At 51.1% G+C, this 12,185-nt stretch carries 14 protein-coding genes; 11 read left to right on the top strand and 3 right to left on the bottom strand.

Annotated features, from left to right (window positions below; all coding sequences use genetic code 11):
- Nucleotides 1-79: 79 nt before the first annotated feature.
- The 3 genes from ACZGCQ_RS11290 to ACZGCQ_RS11280 are packed head-to-tail and all read right to left on the bottom strand — an operon-like array spanning nucleotide 80 to nucleotide 2,275.
- Entirely contained in the window at nucleotides 80-1,054 is a 975-nt protein-coding gene (locus ACZGCQ_RS11290; protein WP_481266314.1) for an ABC transporter permease subunit, read from the bottom strand.
- On the bottom strand, nucleotides 1,047-1,913 hold the full coding sequence (locus tag ACZGCQ_RS11285; protein ID WP_029342758.1) for an ATP-binding cassette domain-containing protein: 867 nt from the start codon (nucleotides 1,911-1,913) through the stop codon (nucleotides 1,047-1,049). Before ACZGCQ_RS11285 ends, ACZGCQ_RS11290 begins: the two co-directional genes overlap by 8 nt.
- Nucleotides 1,907-2,275 carry a GntR family transcriptional regulator gene (locus ACZGCQ_RS11280; RefSeq protein ID WP_029342757.1) on the bottom strand — a complete coding sequence of 123 codons (369 nt, stop codon included), beginning with the start codon at nucleotides 2,273-2,275 and terminating at the stop codon, nucleotides 1,907-1,909. The genes ACZGCQ_RS11285 and ACZGCQ_RS11280 overlap by 7 nt, the downstream gene beginning before the upstream one ends.
- Before the next feature lie 156 nt (nucleotides 2,276-2,431).
- Between ACZGCQ_RS11280 and prfA the strand changes: the two genes are divergently transcribed.
- The 11 genes from prfA to ACZGCQ_RS11225 all read left to right on the top strand — a co-directional run bounded on the left by prfA (nucleotide 2,432) and on the right by ACZGCQ_RS11225 (nucleotide 12,087).
- The gene (prfA, locus tag ACZGCQ_RS11275; protein WP_023469516.1) at nucleotides 2,432-3,490 is read left to right on the top strand and encodes a peptide chain release factor 1; all 1,059 of its coding nucleotides are present in this window, start codon (nucleotides 2,432-2,434) and stop codon (nucleotides 3,488-3,490) included.
- On the top strand, nucleotides 3,490-4,338 hold the full coding sequence (gene prmC / locus ACZGCQ_RS11270; protein ID WP_481266313.1) for a peptide chain release factor N(5)-glutamine methyltransferase: 849 nt from the start codon (nucleotides 3,490-3,492) through the stop codon (nucleotides 4,336-4,338). Before prfA ends, prmC begins: the two co-directional genes overlap by 1 nt.
- 8 nt (nucleotides 4,339-4,346) lie before the next feature.
- A complete protein-coding gene (locus ACZGCQ_RS11265; RefSeq protein WP_481266312.1) occupies nucleotides 4,347-5,333 on the top strand; it encodes an L-threonylcarbamoyladenylate synthase in 987 nt (328 codons plus the stop codon).
- Between the two features lie 17 nt (nucleotides 5,334-5,350).
- The gene (locus ACZGCQ_RS11260) at nucleotides 5,351-5,866 is read left to right on the top strand and encodes a low molecular weight protein arginine phosphatase (protein ID WP_023469513.1); all 516 of its coding nucleotides are present in this window, start codon (nucleotides 5,351-5,353) and stop codon (nucleotides 5,864-5,866) included.
- A gap of 5 nt (nucleotides 5,867-5,871) precedes the next feature.
- Nucleotides 5,872-6,312, top strand: a complete 441-nt coding sequence (gene rpiB / locus ACZGCQ_RS11255) for a ribose 5-phosphate isomerase B (protein WP_029342752.1) — start codon at nucleotides 5,872-5,874, stop codon at nucleotides 6,310-6,312.
- Nucleotides 6,312-6,851 carry a TIGR01440 family protein gene (locus ACZGCQ_RS11250; protein WP_481266311.1) on the top strand — a complete coding sequence of 180 codons (540 nt, stop codon included), beginning with the start codon at nucleotides 6,312-6,314 and terminating at the stop codon, nucleotides 6,849-6,851. The genes rpiB and ACZGCQ_RS11250 overlap by 1 nt, the downstream gene beginning before the upstream one ends.
- A 111-nt stretch (nucleotides 6,852-6,962) precedes the next feature.
- A complete protein-coding gene (gene glyA, locus ACZGCQ_RS11245) occupies nucleotides 6,963-8,222 on the top strand; it encodes a serine hydroxymethyltransferase (protein WP_481266310.1) in 1,260 nt (419 codons plus the stop codon).
- A gap of 75 nt (nucleotides 8,223-8,297) precedes the next feature.
- A complete protein-coding gene (locus tag ACZGCQ_RS11240) occupies nucleotides 8,298-8,966 on the top strand; it encodes a response regulator transcription factor (RefSeq protein WP_481266309.1) in 669 nt (222 codons plus the stop codon).
- A complete protein-coding gene (locus ACZGCQ_RS11235; RefSeq protein ID WP_481266308.1) occupies nucleotides 8,963-10,318 on the top strand; it encodes a sensor histidine kinase in 1,356 nt (451 codons plus the stop codon). The genes ACZGCQ_RS11240 and ACZGCQ_RS11235 overlap by 4 nt, the downstream gene beginning before the upstream one ends.
- Before the next feature lie 75 nt (nucleotides 10,319-10,393).
- Nucleotides 10,394-11,422 carry an ABC transporter permease gene (locus ACZGCQ_RS11230; RefSeq protein ID WP_481266307.1) on the top strand — a complete coding sequence of 343 codons (1,029 nt, stop codon included), beginning with the start codon at nucleotides 10,394-10,396 and terminating at the stop codon, nucleotides 11,420-11,422.
- Nucleotides 11,419-12,087 (top strand): ABC transporter ATP-binding protein, encoded by a 669-nt coding sequence (locus tag ACZGCQ_RS11225; RefSeq protein ID WP_481266306.1) that lies wholly within the window; start codon nucleotides 11,419-11,421, stop codon nucleotides 12,085-12,087. Before ACZGCQ_RS11230 ends, ACZGCQ_RS11225 begins: the two co-directional genes overlap by 4 nt.
- The last annotated feature ends 98 nt before the right edge of the window (nucleotides 12,088-12,185 follow it).

Raw genomic sequence — 12,185 nt, 5'->3', positions numbered from 1 at the left:
TTTTGAAATTAATACAAATTAATACAGTTACTTAATAAAAAAACCGGAGTTGAATAAACTCCGGTTTAATCATTTAAAATTAACGACTCCACCCAATCATCCGACGATAAGAGCTAAACGTCGGCCAGGCGAGAATCGCGATTGCGAGCCAGTACAGGAACTGATTCTCAGATGAGATCAGACCGATGATGCCGGCAAGTAGAATCGTCGTATAAATCGAGAAGGTGATGATGAGTGCTGGATGTAGCTTTGGGAAAATCGTGAAACGTCCGAGTCGTTCGTTCGCACCTTTGACATAGAGGCTACTACCAAAAATCAGTAAGACGACCGTTAAGGCTACGTTGAACAACACAGCATAGGTAATGTTAAATTCGGTATTGTACTCGAAGAAGAGCGCAAACGGCGTCGTGATCGTCATCAGGAAGCTTATTGGTTTGTCTAACTCTTCATAGCCGACGCTAAAACCAAGCTGAGCGACGGCATAGATGCTGAAGTACGTGAAGTAGTTCAAGAACAAGAAGAACGTGCCAAGTAAGAGCTGTCCGATGATGTCACCGGCAACCGTTCCGGCGAATAAGAAGATCGTCAAAATCGTCACATCAAATAGAAGGAACAGACCAAAATCTTTTAAGAGTGATGAGAGAGTGACGTAATCAAACGGATCGATACCAAATACTTGCAGTAATAACCAGCTGGCGAAAAAGCCGATGATCGGGAATACAATCAACGTCACAGTACCAATCGCCCATTTGATCCAAAACAGCCAGACCTTCGGAAACGGCAACGCGTGTAAGATCAGACTGCGACCACTTCCACGCTCGGAACCGAGCATCAAAATCGCAAAGACGGCGATCAGAATGGCAGCGAATCCAGTGAAGAACGGACTGACGAGGACAGCTTGAATCGTTTCGGTTTGATAAGATACTTCGTATGTTTCAAAGTCGTTGATGATGGTATAGCTACCAAAACCATAACTGAAGATTGCGAGCAGAATGAAACAAGCGAGTGGCCAAATGCCTTGCTTGATGTGATAGCGGATCAATTGCTTAACCATGTCGTTTCCCTCCAAATGTCCCTAAGAAGTAATCTTCCATCTGCACTGGCAAAGCATCCTTTAAGAGAGGACGCGTCGTTTCAAGATACTGCGCGCCTGCATCGGATAAAACGAGTAACGTCACGACCCGACCCGTTTGGGATAAGACATGGAGATCGGCATGACTGAGCTCTGGAACATCTTCATAGACGACTTGCCATTTCTGCATGCTAGCTTTGGCATCATCGAGTGCCTTCGGTTCGCGGACGAGGTGTTTTTCAATCGTCATGACACGGTCGGCAAGGGAATCGAGTTCTTCGAGTTGATGGGAAGCAATCAGAACGGCTGTTTGACGCTCTGCGAGTAATGAGACGAGTTGTTTCAGATAATCACGTTTATTGATCCGATCAAGTCCATCGGTTGGTTCATCGAGCAATAGAACGGGGGCATTCGTTGCGAACGCGAGTTGGAGAAGGAACAATTGCGCTTGTCCCTTCGATAAAGAAGTGACGCGACGTCCGCGATCGAGATTCGACGAGCGGCAGTAGTTTTCGATATACGTCTTCTCGAAGTTTGGATAAAAGACGTGATAGAAGTTGATCAGTTCACCGAGCGTCATCTGGCGGTAGACGGAAACAGAATCCGGAACGAGGAAAAGGTGCTCCCGCGTCTTTGGAACGTGATGGATCGACTCACCATTCCATTCGACCTTTCCACGGGTCGGCTCGAGCGCTCCGACGAGTGTTTTCAGTAATGTCGTTTTTCCGGCACCATTACGACCAATTAAGGCAGTAATCGTTCCTGCCGGCAGGGTGAAGGATGCATTTTCATAAATCATGGTACGGTCAATTTGTTTCGTCAGATGAGAAACGGTCAACATGAGGAATCCTCCCTTATGTGTAAGATGTGTTGGTATAGTTCTTCGTTTGAGATGGATAATTCGTCGGCAATGGCACAAAGGCGGATGAGTGGATCTTGGATGGCGGCTTGTTTGACTTCATGAAGTGGGATGTCTGAGATGAAGGAGCCTTTGCCGCGCATCGTGACGATGAAGTTGCGGCTCTCGAGTTCCTGATAGGCGCGGGAGACAGTGTTCGGATTGACAAGGAGTGTACCGGCAAGTTCACGGACGGATGGCATCTGTTCGCCGGAGCGGAGTAGACCACGGGCAATCGAGCGGATGATTTGAGCGACCAACTGTTCATAAATCGGTAACGGACTTTTCGGATCAACGGTGAACATTTCTTCACCTCCTTAAGTGTACTAATTCAATTAATACACCAATTATAGGAATTTAAAACCTGTCTGTCAACGTTTCTTTTCAAGAAGACGATGACGCCATCGATCGCAATATTTGCTATACTGACGACAGAAGAATCGCCAGGAAGGATGACCGAGATGTTGGATCGATTGAGTGCGTTAGAGGACCGTTATGAAAAACTGAATGATATGTTGGCTGATCCAGCCATCATTAATGATACGAATCAATTGCGTGAGGTCTCAAAAGAGCAGTCACAACTTGCGCCGACCGTCGAGACGTACCGTGTTTATCGCGAGAAGATGGAAGCTTATCAAGAGGCACGTCAAATGTTGACGGATCCGGAGATGCGTGACCTTGCGAAGGAAGAAGTCGCGATGCTTGAGCCGGAGATCAAAGAGCTCGAAGCTAAGCTGAAAGCTTTACTGTTACCGAAGGATCCGAATGACGACAAGAACGTCATCGTCGAGATTCGTGGTGCGGCAGGGGGAGACGAGGCAGCCTTATTTGCAGGTGACCTTTTCAAGATGTACTCGAAGTTCGCTGAGAAACAAAACTGGAAGATCGAGATCATCGATGCGAGCTACACGGAACTCGGTGGCTACAAAGAGATCATCTTCATCGTCAAAGGAACGGGTGCTTATTCGAAGTTAAAATACGAGAACGGGGCACACCGTGTCCAGCGCGTTCCGTCAACAGAATCCGGCGGGCGGATTCATACATCGACGGCAACGGTCGCCGTGTTACCGGAAGCAGAAGACGTCGAGGTCGAGATCCATGATAAGGATGTCCGCGTCGATACGTTCACGTCGAGTGGACCAGGGGGGCAGTCCGTCAATACGACACAGTCCGCTGTCCGTGTCACGCACGTGCCGACGGGAATCGTCGCCAGCTGTCAGGATGAGAAGTCGCAGATTAAGAACAAGGAAAAAGCGATGAAGGTCTTACGGGCGCGTGTCTACGATAAGATTCAACGTGAACAGCAAGCGGAGTATGATGAAAAACGGAAGTCGGCTGTCGGTACGGGTGACCGTTCAGAACGGATTCGGACGTATAATTTCGCTCAAAACCGGGTGACGGATCACCGGATCGGCTTGACGATCCAGAAGCTTGATCGAATCTTGCAAGGCGAGATGGATGAAGTCATCGATACGCTCGTCATGGAACATCAGGCGCGGGCATCGGAGGCGGCGAACTGATGCGGATCGCGAAACGTCTAAATGATGCAAAAACGATGATGGAACAAGCAGGACGCGAGGGTTCGAGTGCCGAATGGTTACTCATGCACGTCTTGGATGTCGACCGGACCGGACTCCTTGTCCGCCTGTCCGATGAATTGACACCGGAGCAAGATTTACGATTCAGTGAATACTTGCTCGCTCATGTCCACGGGGTACCGGTGCAACATCTAATCGGCTATCAGCCTTTTTATGGACGAGATTTTAGTGTCACACCGGATGTCTTGATTCCACGACCGGAAACGGAAGAATTGATCGTCTTCGTCACGGAGCGTCTCAAACACGAGACGTTCACCGCGGGGCAGATCGTCGACATCGGTACCGGTAGTGGAGCGATCGGAATCACGCTTGCGCTTGAACTCGATCAACCGGTCACGACCGTCGATATTTCACCAACTGCAATCGAGGTCGCAAAGCGTAATCAAGCAGCGCTTGGTGGAGACGTGACATTCCTTGAAGGAGACTTGCTAGCACCACTCGCGGACGATTCCGTGCGTGTGCTCGTCTCGAACCCTCCATATATCGAGGAAGAAGAATTACTCAGTGAGGTCGTATTCGACCATGAACCACACCTCGCCCTGTTCGGCGGAAAAGACGGTCTCGTCTTTTACCGACGTCTCGTCGAGGAGAGTGGACGGGTCCTACGCGACGATTTCCGACTGATTGCGTTCGAAATTGGACACAATCAAGGACCAGAAGTGCAAATGATGTTAAAAGAACGTTATCCAAATGCGGAAACGGGTATTTTAAAAGATATAAACGGTAAAGACCGTATCGTGTATGCGGAACGAAAGGATTGTACAGCGTGAAGACGGAAATGATTGACTTACAGACGATGGATGAAGCAGTTCGGTTATTGCAGGAAGGAGAGGTCGTGGCGATGCCGACCGAGACCGTCTATGGTCTTGCAGGGGACGCAACGAACGAAGCGGCTGTTCGGCGAATCTTCGCCGCGAAGGGTCGACCTTCTGACAATCCACTGATTGTCCATGTCGCATCCGTAGAACAGGCACATCAGTTCGTCACGCACATTCCAGATGTCGCGGCACGTTTGATGGAGGCGTTCTGGCCAGGAGCCTTGACGATCATCCTCGAATCGAACGGCACCGCATCCACACTCGTCACAGCAGGACTAGATACGATCGGATTACGGATGCCAGACCATCCGCTCGCGCTTCAGTTAATCGAGGCAACAGGGTTGGGTCTCGCAGCACCGAGTGCCAACCGTTCCGGAAAACCTTCACCGACGTCATCTGCGCACGTCGCACATGACCTCTCGGGACGCATCGCTGCGATCATCGATGGAGGGGAAACGGGCATCGGGGTCGAATCGACTGTCATCGATTGTACGATGATGCCGCCGGCGATTTTACGACCGGGTGGCGTGACACGCGAACAACTCGAGACAATCATCGGTCCTGTCACACTCGATCCTGCCTTATCGATGAAAGATGTTACACCGAAGGCACCCGGAATGAAATATACCCACTATGCGCCGGAAGCAACACTGTCCGTCGTCGAAGGGGATCTCTCATTCTTACAGCAACTCATCGATGATGCACGACAAACCGGACACAAGACGGGCGTTCTCCTGTTTGATGGCGAGGACGTCGACGCAGATGTTCGCTGCTCCCTTGGTGATTCGATGGAGACAGCGGCACAACGTCTTTACGATTGTTTACGGCGATTTGATCAGACGACGGTGGATCAGATTTTTGTACGAGACCTATCAGAAGAAGGGGTGGGGCTTGCGGTCCGCAACCGCCTCCATAAAGCAGCAGGTGGTCGGGTCATTCGCCCTTGAAGAAGGAGGATACGGAGATGAGCACACGTCGCGTTTTATTCATCTGTACAGGAAATACATGCCGTAGCCCGATGGCGATGGCGTTACTACGCTCGAAGGTCGCTGATCAGGAATTCGATGTCCGTTCAGCAGGACTACGTTCGATGCAAGGATTTGATGCGTCCGAGAACGCCTTACAAGTGTTACGTGAACGCGGTATCGAACTCGAGCACTATACGCAAGTCTTTGATGATGTACTCGGACGCTGGTCCGACATCATCTTGACGATGACGCGTCAGCACAAGCAGGAAGTCGGTGAACGCTATCCGGAACTGAAGGAACGGACGTTTACCTTATACGAATACGTGACAGGGCTTGAACGGGACATCAACGATCCGTACGGCGGATCGATGAACGTCTACCGGCAAGTACGTAATGAACTCGAACCCCTCGTCAACCGTCTTGTGTTAAAATTGACGCAGAACGGAAACGGAAGAAAAGCTCCGGATACACGGAAACTTCCGAAAAAACAACCTAAACAAACGGGGGAATAGTAAAGATGAAAGTAGCAATCGGCGCGGATCATGGCGGTTTTAAGTTAAAAGCAGAAATCAACGATCTCTTACAAGAGCTCGGCATCGACTATACGGACTTCGGTACGCATTCAGCCGACTCGATCGATTATCCGGATGTTGCGATTCCAGTCGCTGAGGCAGTCGCGAACGGAGAGTTTGATCGTGGTATCTTGATTTGTGGAACAGGCATTGGAATCGGAATCGCAGCGAACAAGGTCAAGGGCATCCGCGCAGCACTCGTCCATGATACGTTCAGCGCGAAAGCGACGCGTCAGCACAACGATTCGAACATCCTGACGATGGGCGAACGCGTCATCGGTCCAGGACTGGCTCGTGAGATCGCACAACTGTGGCTTGAAACGGAATTCGAAGGCGGACGTCATGAGAACCGCGTTTGCAAAATCTCAGATTATGAGGTGAAGTAATGGACTTGACACGCATCCAGCACGATTTAGAAGAAGCACTGAACGCTCTGGATGAACGATTTTCCTTAAAAGGGAAATTGCTCGTGGTCGGCTGTTCGACGAGCGAAGTCATCGGCAAACAAATCGGCAAAGCCGGTTCACCGGAAGTCGCGGACGCCTTGTTCGATGTCTTCGACGCCTTTCGTCGGTCGCATCAAGTCGATCTTGCCTTCCAAGGCTGTGAGCATATCAACCGAGCATTGACACTTGAGCGGCAAACGGCAGAACGACTTGGACTTGATCCAGTAACGGTCGTTCCCGTTCCGGAAGCAGGTGGATCGATGGCGAGTGCTGCGTATCAACGCTTCTCGGCACCGGTCGTCGTCGAAGCGGTTCAGGCAGACGCCGGAATCGATATCGGCGATACATTCATCGGCATGCACTTGAAAGCTGTCGCGATTCCAGTGCGCTTGCCGCACAAGGAAATTGGTGAGGCACATGTGACGGCAGCCGTGACACGACCGAAATTAATCGGTGGAGCACGTGCTAAATACGAATGATTGATGCAAGGGGTTGCACACCCCTTGCTTTTTTGATGTTGTTTTTAGGGATGCCGGGAACGAAACATTCGTGTTAAGATAGGTCTATCGAAATGAAATGGGGGAATTCAGATGGAACAAACACCGCTTACGTATCTGAAACAACAAGATGAGGCACTCTTTTCGGCAATGCGCCAGGAACTAGGTCGTCAACGGGATAACATCGAATTGATCGCATCCGAGAACTTCGTCTCGCAAGCTGTCATGGAAGCACAAGGCAGCGTCTTGACGAACAAGTATGCAGAAGGTTACCCAGGTCGTCGTTATTATGGTGGCTGTGAGTATGTCGATCTCGCTGAGAATTTAGCACGCGACCGCGCGAAGGAAATCTTCGGTGCGGAGCACGCGAACGTGCAACCACACTCAGGTGCACAAGCGAACATGGCGGTTTACTTCACGATTCTCGAGCAGGGCGATACGGTCCTCGGGATGAACCTCTCGCACGGTGGCCATCTGACGCACGGTAGCCCCGTCAATTTCTCCGGTGTCCAGTACAACTTCGTAGAATATGGTGTCGATCAAGAGACAGAGATGATTGATTACGACGTCGTCGCGAAATTAGCAGAAGAGCATAAACCAAAATTAATCGTTGCGGGCGCATCGGCGTATCCGCGCGTCATCGACTTCAAACGTTTCCGTGAAATCGCAGACAGCGTCGGTGCTTACTTGATGGTCGACATGGCACACATTGCAGGACTCGTCGCAGCAGGTCTGCATCCGAACCCAGTCGAGCATGCCCACTTCGTCACGACGACGACGCATAAGACGTTGCGTGGTCCACGTGGTGGGATGATCCTTTGTAAAGAGGAGTATGCGAAAGCAATCGATAAAGCTATCTTCCCAGGAATCCAAGGTGGTCCACTTATGCACGTCATCGCCGCGAAAGCTGTTGCGTTCGGTGAAGCTCTTGCACCAGAGTTCAAGGACTATATCAGTCAAGTTGTCACGAACGCCAAAGTTCTCGGTGAGGAATTGACGAAGCGTGGACTCCGGATCGTCTCAGGCGGAACGGACAATCACTTGCTCCTCGTCGACTTGCAACCGCTCGGTATCACAGGGAAACTCGCAGAGCACGCGCTTGACGAAGCTGGTATCACGGTCAACAAAAACACGATTCCGTTCGACCCAGCGAGCCCATTCGTCACAAGCGGGATCCGGATCGGAACGGCTGCGATGACATCACGTGGCTTCAAGGAAGCCGAGATGAAAGAAATCGCTGAGTTGATCGAACTCGTCTTGAATCACCCAGAAGAAGCAGATGTTCTCGCACAAGCACGTGAGCGTGTCGTTGCTTTGACAGGTCGCTTCCCACTCTATCCAGAGCGCGGATGACCGTCATCCCCTTCATCCTTTTCATTATGAGAAGGGGAAGGGGATTTTTTGTTTGTCTAAAAAAGGAGGAGTACGATGTATATTCTAGTCGCAGAAGATGATCCACATATTCAAGCACTCGTCGTATCGACGTTACAAGCCGACGGTCATTCCGTCCGAGCGACAGCGGACGGGAACGAAGCGCTTGCTTGGATCGAGACAATGACGTTTGAAGCAGCCGTACTTGATGTCTTGCTCCCTGGGCAGACCGGTCTAGTCCTGTGTGAGCGGTTACGGCAAAACGGGGACATCCCAATCTTGATGCTGACGGCACTCGGAGAACTGACAGATAAACGGGACGGATTTGCAGCAGGTGCCGATGATTACATCACGAAACCGTTTGATCCGGAAGAACTATTGTTTCGGCTCCACGCTGTTGCTCGGCGCTATCAAAAAGCGGCGCAACCTGTTCTGCATCTCGGAGACGTCACGATCGATAAACGCAGTCAGCTCGTGACGATCCAGTCGACCGATTGGACACTCCCGCGGCGCGAGTTCGAGTTGTTGCATCAGTTGGCGAGTTTCCCGGGACGGGTCTTCAGCCGTGAGGAATTGATCGAGCACGTCTGGGGACTCGATTTCATGGGAGACGACCGGACGATTGACGTCCACATCAAACGACTTCGTGGACGCCTGAAGGAGACGCATCAGGTGAAGATTGAGACCGTTCGCGGACTCGGGTACCGGTTGGAGGTCGAGGCATGAGATCTCTTTATACGAAGATTGTCGGACTCGTCTGTATCGTCTTACTCGCGTCCGCCCTACTTGCTCTTTTGATTAGTAATATTGTCTACTATTCGTTCTGGCAGGGCAGCTATAGTCAAAAAGTCGAGGAAGCGGTCGAGACAGCGGTCGATTATTATGAGACGCACGGTGACGGAAAGACGGAATCGTTTTACCGGATGTTACAAGCGACCGGCTTTCAACTGTATGTGCGAACGAACGAGGGAACGGAGCGTTACGGAAACCCCTTTCGCGATGAAGCACTCTCGAGTCAAGTCATCGATCAAGTGAAGGACGGTCAACCGTATTACGGGATGCGCGAGTATCCGTTCCATCTGTTCCTGCTCGGTCTGTTTGATAACGAAGTCATCAATACGTACGGGACGTCGGTCAAGACGGCGCAAGGCACAGATGCGATCTTCGTCCGTCCGGACTTAAGTCGGCAGATCCGTGAGTTGCATCTGTTCGTTGGTCTGTTTCTCGCACTGCTTGTCGTGATCAGCTTCCTCTTGCTTGTCTTCTCGATCCGGTATCTCGTTCGTCCGATCCGGCGCCTGACAAAAGCGACGGAACAGATGGCAGACGGCGACTACGGAATTCGCGTTGGAACAAAAGCACATGATGAAATCGGTGAGCTGTCCCGACGCTTTGACGAGATGGCGACGGCAGTCGAAGCGTCCGATACGGAACGGCGCCGGTTCGTTGCGAACGTCTCACATGAATTCCAGTCGCCGTTGACGACAATCGCCGGTTATGCGGGACAACTCCAAGTGACCGGAGAAGACGTCAGGAAACGGGCGATCATTCAACAAGAGGCGGAGCGGATGTCGGAGCTGACGCGTCAACTGTTGATCTTAGCGAAGCTCGATGAAGGACGACGTTTTAAGCGGCAAGCACTCGATTTGCGCACGAGTCTAGAGACGACACTCGCAACACTTGCTTTCCAGCTTGACGAGAAAGGGATTGCTGTCGCACTCGACGTCCCAGTAGCGATGCAGATTCAAGCAGATGCCAGTGCCCTGGAACATGTCTTCCAAAATGTCATTCGAAACGCCGTCTCGGTCTCAGTCGAAGGGGCGACGATCCATATTAAAGCAGAAGATCAAGCGGATCAGGTCATCGTCCGAATCAAGGACGAAGGACCAGGTATGACTGATGAACAAATGGAACATGCCTTCGAACGTTTTTACCAAGGCGATGCTGCTCGAACGTCACGGGGAACGGGCCTTGGGCTTGCGATCGTCAAAGAGACGATGCGCCAACTTGGTGGGGACGCGAGCTTGTCGTCTGACTCATCCGGTCTGACTGTGACATTGACTTTTTTACGCGTATGATTCTTGCGTTCATGTTCCGTTCATATTGCAGTCGTATCATCAATTCTGTAGCGAACATACAGGAGGGATCACGCGATGAAATTAGGATGGAAAGAACTCGTCCGGATGAAAGGACGATTCAGTTGGATGACGATTGTGACGATGTTGATCGTCTTATTGATTTTAATGATTACCGGTCTTGCGGATGGACTTGCCTATGACAATGGAGCGGCTGTCCGTAATCTATTGGTCGAGCAATTTGCGCTGAGTAAAGATGCGGAAGGGCAACTGACGCGCTCCTTTCTAGAGGCGGATGAGACACCGAAGGGAGCAGAAGCACTCGGTGTCCAAAACATGGTGCTTGAGAAGAAGAATGGAACGAAGGATGATGTGACGGTCTTTGCTTTGCCGCAAGCGACACAATACGGTCCGAAACAGTTGCAGTCGTTACGAAAAGGCGAAGTTCTGGTCGATGCCGCGTACGCGGAACAACGCGGAACACGTGTCGGTGATACGATCACTGATTTTCGGACGAAAGAGACGTTTCGGATTGCCGGTACAGTGACGGACGGACGTTATAGTCACGCACCGGTCCTCTGGATGACGGATGAATCGTGGCAAGCATGGCAATCGAAGATGGGCACGTCATATGTCTCAGCGTACATCGGTCAGTCGTTGCAAACGGATCAAGCGGTCTTTTCAAAACAAGCAGTCGTTGAGAACGTACCCGGCTATGCAGCGGAGCAAAACTCCTTCCAGATGATGCGGGTTGCACTCGTCGTCATCGGAGCATTGATTCTGACAGCCTTCTTCTATATCTTGACGATGCAGAAGATGAAACAGCTCGGTGTCTTAAAAGCAATCGGCATCCGGACCCGGACGATGGGAGCGAGTCTGCTCGTGCAAGTCATCATTCTGACGAGCCTCGCCTTCGGTGTCAGTGTCGCTATCACCTATCTGACGAGCCGCTACTTACCGTCTGATCTTCCATTCCGTTTTGAATGGTCGACCAGTCTGATGTACGGCGGCATTTTACTCGTAACAGCGATCCTTGGAGCACTCGTTCCGTTACGGATAGTCAAAAAACTTGAAGCGGCAGACGCGATGGGAGGAATGAACGGATGATTCGATTAGAACAGATTGAGCAAAGTTATGGTGAGATGACGGTTCTGCATGACATCAACTTACAAGCAGAAGCGGGTGAGTTGATTGCTCTCGTCGGACCGAGTGGTAGCGGGAAAAGTACATTGCTCCAGTTGCTTGGATTGTTACAGACACCAACGAACGGTGCGGTCTACTTCGATGATACGTGCGTCAGTGAAGCGTCGGATGAAGAACGTCGTCGTTTACGACTTGAAGAGGTCGGATTCATCTTTCAGGAATCGCATCTCGTACCATTTTTGACGGCGGGAGAGCAACTCGAACTGGTCGCCAAGGAAGCTGGGCGAACGGTTGACGCGACGTCGGCACTCGCTGTGTTCGGACTCGAGCACCGGAAAGACCATTTACCTCACGCTTTATCAGGTGGCGAACGTCAACGTGTGGCGATTGCCCGGGCTTTCGTTAATGAACCACGCCTTGTCCTCGCGGATGAACCGACGGCGAGTCTCGATTACCCGAACGGTCGTCGGGTGATGGAGTTGTTACAGCAACAAGCGCATGAGTCGAACAAGACGGTCATCGTCATCACCCATGATGAACGGATGCTTGACGTCTGCGACCGGATTTGGCGGATTGAAGATGGACGGATTACGGAAGCGAAAGCATCTCGGTCCTTCTCGCATAGCTAACTCACTACCCTATTGTTTTCGTACGACAACGTACAGAAAAGCAGTAGGGTTTTTTGATGATTTGTCCATAAGATAGGGGAAACGGACCATTTGCGGAA

It is taken from the genome of Exiguobacterium sp. HSB13, assembly GCF_056764755.1.
This window is presented reverse-complemented; position numbering and strand designations above follow the sequence as displayed.